13 protein-coding genes are annotated in these 16,487 nt (G+C 72.6%); 11 read left to right on the top strand and 2 right to left on the bottom strand.

Annotated features, from left to right (window positions below):
- The first annotated feature begins 2 nt into the window (after positions 1-2).
- From F0L17_RS12650 to F0L17_RS12635, 4 genes are all read left to right on the top strand, one after another.
- A complete protein-coding gene (locus F0L17_RS12650) occupies positions 3-1,061 on the top strand; it encodes a potassium channel family protein (protein WP_155071162.1) in 1,059 nt (352 codons plus the stop codon).
- A 9-nt stretch (positions 1,062-1,070) separates the two neighbouring features.
- Positions 1,071-2,060 (top strand): NAD(P)H-quinone oxidoreductase, encoded by a 990-nt coding sequence (locus F0L17_RS12645; RefSeq protein ID WP_155071161.1) that lies wholly within the window; start codon positions 1,071-1,073, stop codon positions 2,058-2,060.
- A gap of 249 nt (positions 2,061-2,309) precedes the next feature.
- On the top strand, positions 2,310-2,990 hold the full coding sequence (locus F0L17_RS12640) for a hypothetical protein (protein WP_155071160.1): 681 nt from the start codon (positions 2,310-2,312) through the stop codon (positions 2,988-2,990).
- 76 nt (positions 2,991-3,066) lie between these two features.
- Positions 3,067-3,627: a bacterial proteasome activator family protein gene (locus F0L17_RS12635; protein ID WP_155071159.1), complete on the top strand. Its 561-nt coding sequence runs from the start codon at positions 3,067-3,069 to the stop codon at positions 3,625-3,627.
- A 194-nt stretch (positions 3,628-3,821) separates the two neighbouring features.
- Here F0L17_RS12635 and F0L17_RS12630 read toward each other — a convergent pair whose 3' ends face one another.
- Positions 3,822-5,525 (bottom strand): protein kinase domain-containing protein, encoded by a 1,704-nt coding sequence (locus F0L17_RS12630; RefSeq protein ID WP_155071158.1) that lies wholly within the window; start codon positions 5,523-5,525, stop codon positions 3,822-3,824.
- A 446-nt stretch (positions 5,526-5,971) separates the two neighbouring features.
- On the opposite strand from F0L17_RS12630, the gene F0L17_RS12625 reads away from it, so the two are divergent.
- From F0L17_RS12625 to F0L17_RS12590, 7 genes are all read left to right on the top strand, one after another.
- Positions 5,972-7,735 carry a protein kinase domain-containing protein gene (locus F0L17_RS12625; RefSeq protein ID WP_155071156.1) on the top strand — a complete coding sequence of 588 codons (1,764 nt, stop codon included), beginning with the start codon at positions 5,972-5,974 and terminating at the stop codon, positions 7,733-7,735.
- 184 nt (positions 7,736-7,919) lie between these two features.
- Positions 7,920-8,966 carry a phosphotransferase gene (locus F0L17_RS12620; protein WP_162466121.1) on the top strand — a complete coding sequence of 349 codons (1,047 nt, stop codon included), beginning with the start codon at positions 7,920-7,922 and terminating at the stop codon, positions 8,964-8,966.
- 511 nt (positions 8,967-9,477) lie between these two features.
- Positions 9,478-10,662 (top strand): pyruvate dehydrogenase (acetyl-transferring) E1 component subunit alpha, encoded by a 1,185-nt coding sequence (gene pdhA, locus F0L17_RS12615; RefSeq protein WP_162466120.1) that lies wholly within the window; start codon positions 9,478-9,480, stop codon positions 10,660-10,662.
- Positions 10,663-10,690: 28 nt separating this feature from the next.
- Positions 10,691-11,656, top strand: a complete 966-nt coding sequence (locus F0L17_RS12610; protein WP_155073555.1) for an alpha-ketoacid dehydrogenase subunit beta — start codon at positions 10,691-10,693, stop codon at positions 11,654-11,656.
- A 27-nt stretch (positions 11,657-11,683) separates the two neighbouring features.
- Positions 11,684-13,183: a dihydrolipoamide acetyltransferase family protein gene (locus F0L17_RS12605; RefSeq protein ID WP_155071155.1), complete on the top strand. Its 1,500-nt coding sequence runs from the start codon at positions 11,684-11,686 to the stop codon at positions 13,181-13,183.
- Positions 13,184-13,430: 247 nt separating this feature from the next.
- Positions 13,431-14,147 carry a GntR family transcriptional regulator gene (locus F0L17_RS12595; protein WP_155071154.1) on the top strand — a complete coding sequence of 239 codons (717 nt, stop codon included), beginning with the start codon at positions 13,431-13,433 and terminating at the stop codon, positions 14,145-14,147.
- The gene (locus F0L17_RS12590) at positions 14,144-15,457 is read left to right on the top strand and encodes an MFS transporter (RefSeq protein ID WP_162466119.1); all 1,314 of its coding nucleotides are present in this window, start codon (positions 14,144-14,146) and stop codon (positions 15,455-15,457) included. The genes F0L17_RS12595 and F0L17_RS12590 overlap by 4 nt, the downstream gene beginning before the upstream one ends.
- A gap of 118 nt (positions 15,458-15,575) precedes the next feature.
- Here F0L17_RS12590 and F0L17_RS12585 read toward each other — a convergent pair whose 3' ends face one another.
- Positions 15,576-16,400, bottom strand: coding sequence for a maleylpyruvate isomerase family mycothiol-dependent enzyme (locus tag F0L17_RS12585; protein ID WP_155071152.1), 825 nt, complete (start codon positions 16,398-16,400; stop codon positions 15,576-15,578).
- Positions 16,401-16,487 lie beyond the last annotated feature (87 nt).

Raw genomic sequence — 16,487 nt, 5'->3', positions numbered from 1 at the left:
TCATGAGGAACACCTCGCCCGAGGACCTGCAGCATCGGGTGCTGCTCCCCGAGCCCGTCGCCGGCCCGCTGCGTCAGGTGGGGCGTCGACTGCTGGCGGCGCTCGCCGTCCTGGCCCTCACGGTCCTGCTGGTCTACTTCGAGCGAGCCGACTACACCGACAACGCCGACGGCGAGGTCTCGCTGCTGGACTGCGTGTACTACACCACCGTCACGCTCTCGACCACCGGCTACGGCGACATCACCCCGGTCACGGACGGTGCGCGCCTGGTGAACGTCCTGGTGGTCACACCGCTGCGCGTGATGTTCCTGATCATCCTCATCGGCACCACCCTGGAGGTGCTGGCCGAACGCACCCGTGAACAGTGGCGCCTGGCCCGTTGGAGGTCCTCCTTGCGTGATCACACGGTCATCATCGGTTTCGGCACCAAGGGGCGCTCCGCCGCCGAGACGCTGATCTCGACCGGAATCCCCCAGGACCGGATAGTGATCATCGATCCCAGCCGGAAGGTCATCGAAGCCGCCAACGCCGACGGCTACACGGGCGTCATAGGCGACGCCACCCGCAGCGACGTGCTGTTGAAGGCGGAGGTGCAGCGCGCGGGGCAGGTCGTCATCGCCACCCAGCGCGACGACACCGCGGTGCTGGTGACGCTCACCGCGCGCCAGCTCAACCGCAATCTGCGGATCGTCGCCGCGGTCCGCGAGGAGGAGAACGCGCCGTTGCTGCGGCAGTCCGGCGCCGACTCGGTGATCACCAGCGCCAGCGCCGCCGGCCGGTTGCTGGGCATGTCGATGCTCAGCCCGAGCGCGGGCGCGGTGATGGAGGACCTGATCCACCAGGGCACCGGTCTGAACCTCACCGAGCGCCCGGTCACCCGGGCCGAGGCCGGGCGTTCCCCGCGCGAGTGCAAGGACCTGGTGGTCTCCGTGGTGCGGGGCCACCGGGTGTTGGGGTACGACGATCCGGAGGCGGAGTCCCTGGAGCTCACCGACCGTCTCGTCGTCATCCGCAGGGCCTCGCCGTCCACCACCGTCATCCCACCGGAACAACGGAGGTAGCACCCACCCATGCACGCGATCACCATCACCGAACCCGGCGGCCCCGAGGTCCTGACCTGGAGCGAGGTGGACGACCCCGAGCCCGGTGAGGGCGAGGTGCTGGTCGAGGTGGCGGCCGCGGCCGTCAACCGCGCCGACGTCCTCCAGCGGCAGGGTTTCTACGACCCGCCGCCCGGCGCCTCGCCCCACCCCGGGCTGGAGTGCGCGGGCCGGATCGCCGCCGTCGGTTCGGGCGTGGGCGGTTGGCGGGTCGGCGACGAGGTGTGCGCGCTGCTGGCCGGCGGTGGTTACGCGGAGAAGGTGGTCGTGCCGCACGGTCAGTTGTTGCCGGTGCCGTCCGGTCCGGACGGGCCGCTGGACCTCGTCTCGGCCGCCGCGTTGCCCGAGGTCGTCTGCACCGTCTGGTCGAACGTCTTCATGCTGGCGAAGCTGCGGCCCGGTGAGACGCTGCTGGTCCACGGCGGGGCCAGTGGCATCGGCACCATGGCGATCCAGCTCGCCAAGGCGATCGGCGCCCGGGTGGCGGTCACCGCGGGCGGCCGGGAGAAGCTGGAGCGCTGCGCCGAGCTGGGCGCGGACGTCCTGGTGGACTACCGCGAGCAGGACTTCGTGGCCCGGGTGCGGGAGGCGACCGGCGGGCGCGGCGCGGACGTCGTGCTGGACATCATCGGCGCCAAGTACCTGGAGCGGAACGTGCGGGTGCTCGCCAGGGGCGGCCGCATCGTGGTCATCGGCCTCCAGGGCGGGGTGAAGGGGGAGCTGCACCTGGGGGCGTTGCTGGCCAAGTGCGGGACGCTCTCGGCGACCTCGTTGCGCGGCCGTCCGCTCGACGAGAAGGCGGAGATCGTCGCGGCCGTGCGGGAGCACGTGTGGCCGCTGATCGAGGCCGGGCGGGTCCGGCCCGTCGTGGACCGCACGATGCCCATGAGTAATGCGGCGGGGGCACACGGGGTACTCGAGCAGAGCGGCCACGTGGGGAAGGTCGTCCTCACGGTGTGAGGGCGCCGCCTCCCGGATCACTCTTCCGGAGCAACCCGGCGCGGCCTCGGGGACGGGAGCGACCGAGCACCGGTCGAGCCCTCTCCGGGCCGTGTCCGCTCGCCGTTCGCGGAAGCGTCGTCCACGGAAACCGTCCGGGAAGACCGTGTGAGGATGCGGTTCGAGGACGATGCCCGAGGATGCCGGGCCCACGCGTCCGTGTGACGCTTGTTACACCACTGGACACCTGGCACGGGAGGGGGCGAAGCGGTGAGAGAGACCGTGATCACCCTGCTGGCCTGCCTGATGGTGCTCATACCGGCACCCCTGGCGCTGGCCTCCCATCAGACGGCCCCCCGGGCGGCCGTACCCGACACCGGCCAGGGCGGCACGGAGTCCGTACAGGACGGACCCTCGTCCTCGCCCTCCCCCTCGGAGGATCCCGGGCACTCCGAGGAACCGGACGAGCCGGGCCGCCCCGACGACAGACCGTCCCGCCCGTCCTGGCACACCCTGCCGCCGTGGTCACCGGACGACACCGAGCCCACGCCGACGCCCTCGCCCACCACCGCGCGGCCCAGCGCGGGCGAACCCTCCGGTGAGCCGTCCGAGACGGACCCCGGACGCAACGGCGACGCCGACGGGGACGACCGGCGGGGGAGGGAGCGGCCGGAGGGGAAGCCCTCCGCCACCCGGCGCGACGTGTCGCGGCAGACCCCGCATGGATGGACCGAGCAGATCAGCGACCACCGTCCCCACGGCAGCGTCCGGATCGACGACTACGAGTACGAGGACGGCGAGAACCAGGACGACGGGGAAGGTGTCGAGGGGTACACCCGGAACCGCGCGACGCCCCCCACCGGCCAGTTGCTGCCCGTGCTGCCGCTGGGCGCCGGGCTGACGTTCCTCGGCCTCGGCCTCGCCGCGCTGGCCCTGCGGCTGCGCCGCTGAACCCCGCACCGCCGGCGTCCGGCCCGTCCCGGGGATCACCCGCCGGCGGGGCGGGCCGTGGAGGCAGAATGGGGGTATGACACAGCCGACGAACGAACGCTCGCAGGAGAGCCGGCAGGTCCTGGTCGTCGGACCGGACGGAATGGCCCTCGGCAGCGCCGCCGCCAAGGGCGGGGAGGGCGACTCCGACGAGGAGTCGCGCGAGGTCCCCGTGACGGAGATGGTCGAGCAGCCCGCGAAGGTCATGCGGATCGGCAGCATGATCAAGCAGCTCCTGGAGGAGGTCAAGTCCGCTCCCCTGGACGAGGCCAGCCGGGCCCGGCTCAAGGAGATCCACGCCAGTTCGGTCAAGGAACTGGAGGACGGCCTGGCGCCGGAGCTGATCGAGGAACTGGAGCGGATCTCGCTGCCGTTCACCGACGACGCCGTCCCCTCCGAGGCGGAGCTGCGTGTCGCGCAGGCCCAGCTCGTGGGGTGGTTGGAAGGTCTGTTCCACGGCATCCAGACGGCGCTGTTCGCCCAGCAGATGGCGGCCCGTGCCCAGTTGGAGCAGATGCGCCGCGCGCTCCCGGCGGGCGTGGTGCCCGACGAGGAGGGCGAGGGCCGCGGCCACGCCCGTTCCGGCCCCTACCTCTGACGGGCCCGTCTTCCGGCGGCCTTTGAAGGACTTCGACGGGCGGGGCACTCCCGATCCGTACCCACCGACGCCACAGGCCCCGGGTTCCGGGGCGCGGACCGGTCCGCGCCCCGGAACCCGGGGCCTGTGGCTTTCCTCCGTCCGTCTTCCTCCGTCCGCCCTCCGGCGCCCCGGCGGCCGGGCGGCCGGGCGGGTCAGTCCGACGGGTTGCCGGTGGAGACGGTGAGGGTGATCTTGTCTTTCTTGGGGTCGAAGCCCTCGTACGCCGAGGGGGACTGTTCGAGGACGGTGTTCTTGCCGTAGAGGTTCTCGTCCTCGTACTCGACGTCCTCCAGGATCCAGCCCGCCTTGCGGACGCACTCCTTGACCGAGTCCAGGTGCTTGAACGTCAGGTCGGGCATGGTCGTCTTGCCCTTGTCGAAGATGCTCGCCGAGGCGTCCGTGCACTTGGTCGGGTCGATGGTCTTGGACGGGTCCTCGTCCTTGAAGCCGCTGTCGCCGCCGTTGTCGTCGTCGGTCTGCCGGCCGTCCGCGTCCCCGGTGTCGCCCCCGGTCGCCGCGGGCTGCTGCTGTGCCGACCGGCTGGGGGACGGGTCGCCGCCCGCCTGGGGGTCGTCCTCGGTGCCGCCGTTGAGGGCCACCGCGACGATCACGGCGGAGACCACGATGATCGCGGCCACCACCGAGCCGACGACGACCGACGTGTTCCTCCGCCCCCCGCCCGTGCCGGACGGGGCGGGGGACATGGCGTACGGCGGCGGGGTCGGGGCGCCCTGGTGTCCGTACGGGCCCGGCGGGGGGGACGGGTAGGCCGGGGCGGGCGGCGGGGAGGCGCCGAACCCGCCCTGCGCCGCGTGGGGCGGGCCGTAGGGCGTCTGGTACGGCTGCTGCATGCCGGCGGTCGGTGGCGGGGTGCCGGTGGAGTCCACGGGTGGGAAGACCGACTGGGCGACGGCCGCGCCGCTCTGTCCGGCCGGGCCACCGCCGACGATCAACGGGGTGGTGTTGGCGGAGATCACCGCGTTCCGGACGCGCTCGCACTCGTCGCGCATCGCCTCGGCGGTCGGGAACCGCTCGTTGGGGTTCTTCCTCAGCGCCCGCGCCACCAGCGCGTCCACCGCCGGCGGCAACGACCGGTTGATCGACGACGGCGTGGGCGGCTCCTCCTGGACGTGCGCGTAGGCGATGGCCAGCGGGGAGTCGGCGTCGAACGGGAGCCGTCCGGTGAGCAGTTCGAAGAGCATGACGCCCACCGAGTACAGGTCGGAGCGGGCGTCCACGCCGCGCCCCAGCGCCTGCTCGGGGGAGAGGTACTGCGGGGTGCCGACGACCATGCCCGTCTGGGTCATGGAGGTGACGCCGGACTGCATGGCGCGGGCGATGCCGAAGTCCATCACCTTCACCACGCCGCGCCGGTTCAGCATCACGTTGCCCGGCTTGATGTCGCGGTGCACCAGGCCCATCTCGTGGCTGACGTCGAGGGCGGCGAGCACATCGGCGGTGATCTTCAGCGCCTTGTCGCTGGGCATCGCGCCGAGCCGTGCCACGTCCTCGTCGAGCGCCGAACGCAACGGCCGGCCCTCGACGTACTCCATGACGATGTACGGCACCGGCGCGCCGTCCAGTTCGTCCTCGCCGGAGTCGAAGACCGAGACGATGTTGGTGTGCGTCAACTTCGCGACCGACTGGGCCTCGCGGCGGAAGCGCTCGCGGAAGGACGCCTCGCGCCCCAGCTCGGTGTGGAGGGTCTTGACCGCCACCCGGCGGTCGAGCACGGTGTCGTAGGCGAGGTGCACCGAGGCCATGCCGCCCTGGCCGAGCAGCTCACGCAGTTGGTAGCGCCCACCGCCGACCGCACGGCCCCGATGCCGATCGGTCTGCGCGCCGTCGTCGCTCATCTGAACTGCTTCCCCCTCGGCGCGGCAGGACCGCCGGCTCGGACCCGCGCGTGTACGGTTTGCTCTGCTGCCGCTTCTTCTGTTCTTCCTGGTGCTTCCGCGGACCGGTGTCTCCGTGGACCGGGCCGCCGGGTGGGCGGTGTGTCCGGTTCCCGGCCAAGTCTGCCCCAGCGTCCGGACACGTCAAGGAGCTTGCCCGTTCCGTGACCGGATGCGCGCACGGGTGACACACACCCTCGCGGGGGCGTCCGACATCGTAACTTGCCAGTTCCAGGCCCGAGCGGGTTGGATGGTCTGTCGCTGCCCCGACGCTCCCGGTACCGCACTCCGCGCCGTTCGCTTCGTCATCACCGCGGGGCACGGCCCCCGGATCCTGTTAGCGTGCACCACGGAGCAGTGCGTACATATCCCGCGTGTCCTGCGGACCTGAACTACGGCGAGGACTGATGGCACAGACACAAGCCGCCGGAGGGCCTTCGGAGCCCGACGAGACAGCTGGTGGGGTGTCCGATTCGCCCGAGTCTTGGCCCGGTGGCGGTGTGGTGGGCGACGGGCGTTACCGCCTCACGCGCCGACTCGGACGGGGCGGCATGGCGGAGGTGTTCGCCGCCGAGGACGTGCGTCTGGGCCGCACCGTCGCCGTCAAGCTGCTGCGCGCGGACCTCGCCGAGGACCCGGTCTCCAAGGCGCGCTTCACCCGCGAGGCCCAGTCCGTCGCCGGGCTCAACCACCACGCGGTGGTGGCCGTCTACGACTCCGGCGAGGACGTGGTCGGCGGCAACACCGTGCCGTACATCGTCATGGAACTGGTCGAGGGGCGCACCATCCGCGACCTGCTCCTCAACGCCGACGCACCGCCGCCCGACCAGGCGCTGATCATCATCTCCGGGGTGCTGGAGGCCCTCGCCTACAGCCACCAGCACGGCATCGTCCACCGGGACATCAAGCCCGCCAACGTCATCATCACGACCAACGGCGCCGTGAAGGTGATGGACTTCGGCATCGCCCGCGCGCTGCACGGCGCGTCCACCACCATGACCCAGACGGGCATGGTCATGGGCACCCCGCAGTACCTCTCCCCGGAGCAGGCGCTGGGCAAGACGGTGGACGCCCGCTCCGACCTGTACGCCACGGGCTGCATGCTCTACGAGCTCCTGGCGCTGCGCCCGCCGTTCACCGGCGAGACCCCGCTGTCGGTGGTCTACCAGCACGTCCAGGACGACCCGGTGCCGCCGTCGGAGGTCTCCGACGCGGTGCCGCCGGAGCTGGACGGCCTGGTGATGCGCTCGCTCGCCAAGGACCCGGACGACCGCTTCCAGACCGCCGAGGAGATGCGCGGCCTGGTGCAGTACGCGCTGCGGATGCTCCAGGAGCAGGGCGGCCACACCGGCGGGCTGTGGAACACCGGCGCGGTGATCTCCACCGGCGCCACCCCGGCCATGGGCACGCCCGGCGTGTACCCGCCGGGCGGCGACACGCCTGCCGGGGCCACCACGGCCATGGCGGGCGTCCCCGACGACGGCACCCGGGTCGGTCCGCCGCTGCTGATGGGCTCCCCCGGCGGGGGTTCGTACGGCGGCGGGGCCCACGACTCGGGCGGCTACGGCGGCGAGGGCCGGGGCGGTGGCGTGAAGTACGCGCTGATCGCCTTCTTCGCGGTGCTCGCCGTCGCCGCGGGCGTCATCTTCGCCCTCAACGGGACCGGGGACGACGGCGAGACGAAGCCCCCGAGCGAGACCAGCAGCACGCCGACGGAGCGGGAGACGTCCCCGGAGCCGACCGAGGAGGAGCCCACCGAGGAGCCCACCGAGGAGGAGACCACCGACCCCGGTGGCACCGGCGGCTGGCAGAACGGCGGTGGTGGCGGCGGCTGGGAGCAGCCCAGCGACCCGCAGACCGAGGGATCGTCGTCGCCGACCGGCGAGCCCACCACCGGTGGCCAGGACGGCGGTACCGACGAGGGCACCGACCAGGGTCAGGACGGCGGTACCGACGAGGGCACCGACCAGGGCCAGGACGGCGGCACCACGGACGGGGGCACCGACCAGGGTCAGGACGGCGGCACCGCGGACGGGGGCAACGGTGACACCGGCCCCGGCACCACCACCGAGGGGCAGACCGGTACCACCACCGAGGGCCAGACCGGCACCACCACCGGCGGCACCACCACTGCCGGCGCCGACGCGGGGACCGGCGCCGCCACCGGTTGATCCGGCCGGTCGAGAACCCCACGGGCCCCGGAGCGTCCACCGCGCTCCGGGGCCCGTCGCCGTCCGCCGGGGCCGAGCCGGGCGCCGGACGACGAGCGACGGGGACACGGCCCCAATATCATCTCCGGGTGCCCGTTGCCGAACGCGAGCGGTGTGTCGCCGACGGTAACCTACGATTCCCGGCGTGCAGTCCTCCCAGCTCATCGGCAGAACGCTGCCCGGCAGAACCCTCACCGCGCTGGCGCGCCGCTTCGGCGCCGGGGAACCCGTCTCGTGCGAGCCGGTGACGCAGGGCCTGTTGAACCGGGGCTACCGGCTCTCCACCACCCGCGGTCGGTTCTTCCTCAAGCACCACCTCGACGGCGACCCCGCCGCCCCGGACCGCATCGAACACCAGCACCGCGTCACCGTCCGCCTCGGTGACCTCGGCGTTCCGGTCGTCCCGCCCGTCCAGGATGCGGCGGGCCGCACCGTCGCCGTCGTGGAGGGCCGCTGCTACGCCCTGCACCCGTGGGTGAACGGTCGGCACCGCGACGGCGGGGAACTCTCCCCGGCCCAGTCCCGCCGGCTGGGTGCCCTGCTGGGTCTGGTGCACATACGGCTGGAGGAGGCCGTACCGGTTCCCGAGGCCGAGTGCGCCGGGCGGCACACCAGCGCCGACCCCGAGGCGACGTTCGCCCTCATCGACGAGCTGCTCACCCGGATCCGTGCCCGGAGCCGGCGGGACAGCTTCGACGAGCTGGCCGAGCACCGGCTGGTGGAGCGCCGCGCCCTGCTGCGCCGGCACGCCCACCGCCGGCCGCCCGCCGGGGCCGAGCCGGTCGCCGGGTGGGTGCACGGCGACTTCCACCCCCTGAACCTCCTCTACCGGGACCGGGAGCCCTGGGAGCCCGTCGCGATCGTGGACTGGGACCGACTCGCCGTCCAACCGAGGGCGGAGGAGGCCGTACGGGCCGCCGCGATCTTCTTCCTGCGCCCCGGCGGCACCCTGGACCTGGCCAAGATCCGTGCCTACGCCCGTGCCTACCGGGCGACCGCGGGGGCCGGCGCGGACGAGATGGCGGCGGCCGTGCACCGGGTCTGGTGGGAGCGGCTCAACGACTTCTGGATGCTGCGTTGGCGCTACCAGTTGTGCGACCGCCGCACCGATCCGCAGTTTCCGGCGGCCGCGGCGCTGGTGGTGTGGTGGACCGGCCGCTACGACGAGGTGCGCGACGCCTTCTGCGCGTGACGCCTGCTGCGCGTGACGCGTGCGGCGCGCGTGACGCACACGGTGTGGGGGACGCGCCGGAGACGGAAAGGGAGGGTGGGGCGGAAGGTTCCTTCTGCCCCGGAACACCCACCCGTGTCACTCCCTCACCCTCCGTGTCCGTCTCACATACCGATCCGTTCACCATTCCGCCCCGCGCCCCCACGGCTCTTCCCGTCACCCCGGTACCGGGATAACGTGCGCTTGTCCCAGGCGCTTGCGAGGCTGTGACCAGTGACGTTCCACATTTCTGCGGTTTACTTGGAAATCCAAGCAAAATTGCAGGTCAGGGACCCTTCGCGCAGAGGCGGAGATACTGGGTAACGTGCTGACAGCGGGCCGTCGAACGGGACACCTGTCACCGCTCGGTTCCGTCCGCGCCGCACCCAACCCCGTGGGCCGTACGGAATCGGGCGAGCCTTCTCCCCACCACCGGTGGGGACACCCCAGGCTCCCCGGCGACCCCGGGGGCCGGACAGACGGAGGAGCACACGTGACCGTGGAGAGCACTGCCGCGGGCAGCAAGCCGCGCCGCAGCAGCGGAAAGCGCACCACGACGGGCGCCGCCAAGGCGGGCGGGAGCAGGAAACGCACGCGGCCGGCCGAGCGTCCCGAACTCGTGCAGTTGCTGACGCCCGAGGGCGAACGGGTCGAGCACCCGGACTACTCGCTGGACCTGAGCGCCGACGAGCTGCGCGGGCTGTACCGGGACATGGTCCTCACCCGCCGCTTCGACGCCGAGGCCACCGCGCTCCAGCGCCAGGGCGAGCTGGGCCTGTGGGCCTCGCTGCTGGGCCAGGAGGCCGCCCAGATCGGCTCCGGCCGGGCCCTGCGGGACGACGACTACGTCTTCCCGACCTACCGCGAGCACGGTGTGGCCTGGTGCCGCGGGGTGGACCCGACCAACCTGCTGGGCATGTTCCGCGGCGTGAACAACGGCGGCTGGGACCCCTACGGCAACAACTTCCACCTCTACACCATCGTGATCGGTTCCCAGGCGCTGCACGCCACGGGCTACGCGATGGGCGTCGCCAAGGACGGTGCGGACAGCGCGGTGATCGCCTACTTCGGCGACGGCGCGTCCAGCCAGGGCGACGTGGCCGAGGCGTTCACCTTCTCCGCGGTCTACAACGCGCCGGTCGTGTTCTTCTGCCAGAACAACCAGTGGGCGATCTCCGAGCCCACCGAGCGCCAGTCGCGGGTGCCGATCTACCAGCGGGCGGCCGGCTTCGGCTTCCCCGGTGTCCGGGTGGACGGCAACGACGTGCTGGCCGTCCTCGCCGTGACCCGGGCCGCCCTGGAGCACGCCCGCTCCGGTCAGGGCCCGATGCTGGTCGAGGCGTTCACCTACCGCATGGGCGCCCACACCACCTCCGACGACCCCACCCGCTACCGCAAGGACGCCGAGCGCGAGGAGTGGGAGGCCAAGGACCCGATCCTGCGGCTGCGCACCCACCTGGAGAAGGAGGGCCTGGTCGACGCCGACTGGCTCTCCGGACTCGACGCCGAGAGCGACGCGCTGGCCCAGCGGGTCCGCGAGGCCATCCGGACCATGCCGAACCCGGACACCATGGCCATCTTCGAGAACGTCTACGCCGACGGGCACGCGCTGGTGGACGAGGAGCGCGCCCAGTTCGCCGAGTACCTGGCGTCCTTCGCCGACGAGGAGGGCCGCTGAGATGGCCGCCAAGACCGCCAAGAACACCATGCCCATGGCCAAGGCGCTCAACGAGTCGCTGCGCACGGCCCTGGAGAGCGACCCCAAGGTCCTGATCATGGGCGAGGACGTCGGCAAGCTCGGCGGCGTCTTCCGCATCACCGACGGACTGCAGAAGGACTTCGGCGAGAGCCGGGTCATCGACACCCCGCTGGCCGAGTCCGGCATCATCGGCACCGCGATCGGCCTGGCCCTGCGCGGCTACCGGCCGGTGGCGGAGATCCAGTTCGACGGCTTCGTCTTCCCCGCCTACGACCAGATCGTCACCCAGCTGGCCAAGATGCACGCCCGGGCGCTGGGCAAGGTCAAGCTGCCGGTCGTCATCCGCATCCCCTACGGTGGCGGCATCGGCGCGGTGGAACACCACAGCGAGTCCCCCGAGGCGCTGTTCGCGCACGTGGCGGGCCTGAAGTGCGTCTCGCCGTCCAACTCCTCGGACGCGTACTGGATGCTCCAGCAGGCCATCGCCTCCGACGACCCGGTGATCTTCTTCGAGCCCAAGCGCCGATACTGGGACAAGGGCGAGGTCGACACCGACGCCATCCCCGGCCCGCTGCACAAGGCCGTCGTCGCCCGCGAGGGCACCGACCTGACGCTGGTCGCCTACGGCCCGATGGTCAAGACCTGTCTGGAGGCCGCGGCGGCCGCCGCGGAGGAGGGGAAGTCGCTGGAGGTCGTCGACCTGCGCTCGATCTCCCCGATCGACTTCGACACCGTCCAGGCGTCGGTGGAGAAGACCCGCCGGCTGGTGGTGGTGCACGAGGCGCCGGTCTTCCTCGGCTCCGGATCGGAGATCGCCGCCCGGATCACCGAGCGGTGCTTCTACCACCTGGAGGCACCGGTGCTGCGGGTCGGCGGCTTCCACGCGCCGTACCCGCCGGCCCGCCTGGAGGACGAGTACCTGCCCAACCTGGACCGGGTGCTCGAAGCCGTCGACCGCGCGCTCGCGTACTGAGAGTTGGGGCTGAGGAGAGTCGTGACGATGACTGATACGACTGCCGCGGGGGCAGGTGCCCAGCGCATCCGCGAGTTCAGGATGCCGGACGTGGGCGAGGGGCTGACCGAGGCCGAGATCCTCGCCTGGCACGTCAAGCCCGGCGACGAGGTCACCGACGGTCAGGTGGTGTGCGAGGTGGAGACGGCCAAGGCGGCCGTCGAGCTGCCGATCCCGTACACCGGCGTGGTGCACGAGCTGCGCTTCGACGAGGGCACCACCGTGGACGTCGGCACCCCGATCATCACGGTGGACACCGACCCGTCGGCCGGGCCGCCGGAGCCGGCCGCCGCGTCCGCGCCCGCCGCCGCTCCGGCCGAGCCGGAGGCCGACGCGGAGCCGGAGGGCGAGGGCGGCAAGCGTCAACCGGTGCTGGTGGGCTACGGCGTGGGCACCTCGTCCACCAAGCGCCGCCCGCGCAAGCAGCCCGCCGGCGGGCAGGCGCAGGCCGCTCAGTCGGCGGTCCAGGCGGAGCTGAACGGCACCGCCACGCCCGCCGTCGAGGCGCCCGCGGTGCCGGTGGCGGACGAGCCCTCCCCGTCCCGTCCGCTGGCCAAGCCGCCGGTGCGCAAGCTCGCCAAGGACCTGGGCGTGGATCTGGCCGCGGTCGTCCCCAGCGGCGAGGGCGGGATCATCACCCGCGAGGACGTCCACGCCGCCGCGTCCGCCCGCGCCGCCGCCGACCGCGGGCCGGCCGCCGAGCCCGCCGCGCAGCGGGAGCCCGCGCCGGCCGCCCCGGCGCAGGCGCAGGCGCAGGCGCCGGCGCCGGCCGTCCGGTCGACCGGGGAGCGCGAGCGCCGGGTGCCGATCAAGGGCGTGCGCAAGGCGACGGCCCAGGCGATGGTCTCCAGCGCCTTCACCGCGCCGCACGTCACCGAGTTCGTCACCGTGGACGTCACCCGCACCATGAAGCTGGTGCAGGAGCTCAAGCAGGACCCGGACATGGCGGGCCTGCGGGTCAACCCGCTGCTGCTGGTGGCCAAGGCGTTCCTGGTGGCGATCCGCCGCAACCCGGAGGTCAACGCGGCCTGGGACGAGGCCAACCAGGAGATCGTCCACAAGGAGTACGTGAACCTGGGCATCGCCGCGGCCACCCCGCGCGGTCTGATCGTGCCGAACATCAAGGACGCGCACGCCAAGACCCTGCCGGAGCTGGCCCGGGCGCTGGGCGAGCTGGTCGCCACCGCCCGCGAGGGGAAGACCTCCCCGGCGGACATGGCCGGCGGCACGGTCACCATCACCAACGTGGGCGTCTTCGGCGTCGACACCGGCACCCCGATCCTCAACCCCGGGGAGTCGGCGATCCTCGCCTTCGGCCAGGTCAAGCTCCAGCCCTGGGTCCACAAGGGCAAGGTCAAGCCGCGTCAGGTCACCACCCTGGCCCTCTCCTTCGACCACCGCCTGGTCGACGGCGAGCTGGGCTCCAAGGTGCTGGCCGACACCGCGGCCGTCCTGGAGCACCCCCGGCGGCTGATCACCTGGGCCTGACGCCCGGTACGGTCCGGCGGGGGCCCGGCACGCGCACCGCGTGCCGGGCCCCCGCCGTCCGGTTCTCACGCCGGTGAGTGCCGGACCCGGACGTTCGGCTCGACGTACACCGCGTGGTCGTGCTCGGGGAGGCACCGCACCGGTGTCAGGGCGCCGGGCACCTCGATCGCGCTGACCGTGTCCGGGGCGTGTCCCGCATCGCGGACGCGAGGTGAGGACGCATACCTGTTGTATCTATGGTGTGTTCATGCCTGCCACGCCGTCTCTGTCGTCCGCGTCGTCCGCGTCGTCCTCCGCGGCCGTCGCCGCGCCCCCGACCCCGCCCGTCAAGCCGCCGCCGGCCGCCGAGCGCGTCTACACCCACGTCAAGCAGGGTGTGCTGGAGCGCCACTACGAGGGCGGGACGCTGCTCACCGAGGGCGATCTCGCCGAGGCCGTCGGCGTCTCGCGCACCCCCGTGCGCGAGGCCCTGCTGCGGCTGGAGGCCGAGGGACTGCTCCGGCTGTACCCGAAGAAGGGCGCCCTCGTCCTGCCCGTCTCCGTGCAGGAGATCGGCGACGTGGTGGAGACGAGGCTGCTGGTCGAGGAGCACGCCGTCCGCAAGGTGATGCCCGCGTCGGCGCCCCTGCTGGACCGGCTCTCCGAACTCCTGGAACAGCAGCGCCGGCAGGCCGAGACCGGCGACCTGGCGGCGATGGCCGCCACCGACCGCTGCTTCCACGCCACCATCGTGAGGGCGGCCGGCAACCAAATCGTCGAGCGGCTCTACGACCAGCTCCGCGACCGCCAGCTCCGCATGGGCGTCGCCGTGATGCACTCCCACCCCGGACGGGTGGCCAAGAACATCACCGAGCACACCGAGATCCTGCGGACCCTGCGCGCCGGCGACGTCGAGGCGGCGGCCGAGGCGATCCGCGGCCACGTCGGTTCGGTGCGGCACCTGCTGCGCGGTGAGGTCCGGTGAGCGGCGGTTCCCTGCCCGGTGGGGCACGGCTGGGCGGACCGCGGGCCGCCTTCGTCTGGGGCATCGGCGTCGCCGTCTACTTCACCGCCATCACCTACCGCACCAGCCTGGGCGTGGCGGGCATCGACGCGGCCGAGCGCTTCGACATCAACGCCTCCGCGCTGTCGACCTTCTCCATCCTCCAGCTGCTGGTCTACGCCGGGATGCAGATACCCGTCGGCCTGCTGGTGGACCGCTGGGGCACGCGCAAGGTCCTCGTCCTGGGCATCGTGCTCTTCACCACCGGCCAGTTCGCGTTCGCGCTCTCCGGCTCGTACGCCATGGCGCTGGCCGCCCGCGCGCTGCTGGGCTGCGGTGACGCGATGACGTTCATCAGCGTGCTGCGGTTGGGCTCGCGCTGGTTCCCGCCCCGCCGCGGGCCGCTGATCGCCCAGGTGGCGGCGCTGTTCGGGATGGCGGGCAACCTGCTGACCACGCTGGTGCTGGCCCGGGTGCTGGCCGAGGCGGGCTGGACGCCGACCTTCGCGGGCAGCGCCGTGCTGGGCGTGGTGGTGCTGGGGCTCGTCCTGCTCTTCCTGAAGGACCAGCCCGAGGGCGCCGCGCCCGCGCCGGCGCACGCGGTGGAGCCGGAGCCGGTCCACGAACACGGCTACGTGCGTCGCCAGCTCGCCGCCGCCTGGCGGGAGCCGGGCACCCGGCTGGGCATGTGGGTGCACTTCACCACCCAGTTCCCCGGGATGGTCTTCCTGCTGCTGTGGGGGCTGCCGTTCCTGGTCGAGGCGCAGGGCCGCAGCCGCGCCGAGGCGGGCAACCTGCTGACCCTGGTGGTGCTCTCCAACATGGCGATCGGGCTGGTCTACGGCCAGGTCATCGCCCGGCACCGGGGCGCGCGTGCGCCGTTGGCGCTGGGCACGGTGCTGACCACCGCGGTCGCCTGGGCCATGGTGCTGCTGTGGCCGGGACAGGCGCCGACGTGGGTGCTGGTGGTGCTGAGCCTGGTGCTCGGAGCCTGCGGGCCGGGCTCGATGATCGGTTTCGACTTCGCCCGCCCCGCCAACCCGCCCGAGCGGCAGGGCACGGCCTCGGGCATCGTCAACATCGGCGGCTTCACCGCCTCCATGACCACGCTGCTGGCGGTGGGCGTCCTGCTGGACGCGACCGGCGACGACTACCGGATCGCGTTCGCGTCGGTCTTCGTCCTCCAGGCCCTGGGCGTCTCCCAGATCCTCCGGCTGCGCGGCCGGGCGCAGCGCCGCGAGCACGAACGGGTGGTGGCCAGCCGCGTCGAGACGGTCCACGTCCCGGCCTGAGACCGCCGGCGGGCGGTCGGCCGGACGTGTGGGCGCGCGCGGGCGCGTGCGCCGTCCGGGCCCGGGGCGCCCCGTCCCATGCGGCGCGCCCCCGCTCGGTCCGTCCGGCGGCGCCGGGTCAGGGCGTGACGGAGAAGTGGGCGAGGATCGCGTCCGCGAGCTCCCGGTCGCCCTCGATCTTGACGTCGTCGCGCACCGCCGAGGGCCGCACCCGTCCGCACGCGAGCCGCAGGTACGTCTCCCAGTCCGTCGCCACGGTGACCGCCGGACCCAGGGAGACGCTGCCGTCCACCGTGCCCCGGCCCTCGCCGTCCACGCGCACCGTCCGCATGAACTCCACCGGCCCGCTCACGTCGAAGACGACCGCCGTGTTCGGGGGCGCGCCCGCGTCCTTGGCGACGACCTTCGGCAGCCCCTCCAGCAGCACGTCCCGGGCGACGTACGCGCCGGGGGAGTCCAGGTTGCCGGGCTTGCCCAGCGCGCGCCGCAGGTCCTGCTCGTGCACCCACACGTCGAACGCCCGCGTCCGCAGTGCCCGCTCCAGCGTCATCTCCACGCCCAGCGGGGTCGTGACCTTCGTCGACGGGTCGCGCTTCTCGTTCCGCAACTGGCGCGACCGGCGGATGATCGTGTACTCCAGCTCGCTGGTCATCTCCGGCGCGGTGTGACAGCGGCGCACGTCCACCTGCACCTCGATGCGGCGGCTGAGGTCGTCCTTGAGGTGGAACAGGTCGCGCGGCAGGGAGTGGATCGGCCGGGGGTCGCCCAGCATCTCGCACTCCGAGCCGATGATGTGGGAAACGACATCGCGGACGGACCAGCCCGGGCACTCGGTCGCGTGGTTCCACTCGCCCTCGACGAGCGGGGTGACCAGCTCGGATATCGCCTCGATGGAGTGGGTCCAGGCGTCGGCATAGGGCTGAAGGCTTGGGTGGTCGGTCAACGGGACCCCTCGGTACGTGCGGAGAAAGTGTGGGTTCGCGGACTGGGTGCTCTCAAGTTACGCTGCGGGCGGGCAGCCTGACAGAAC

Source organism: Streptomyces taklimakanensis (assembly GCF_009709575.1).
In the GTDB taxonomy this organism is placed as follows: Bacteria; Actinomycetota; Actinomycetes; order Streptomycetales; family Streptomycetaceae; genus Streptomyces; species Streptomyces taklimakanensis.
Note: the sequence above shows the minus strand (reverse complement) of the source record. Positions and strands in the feature narration are given on the sequence as shown.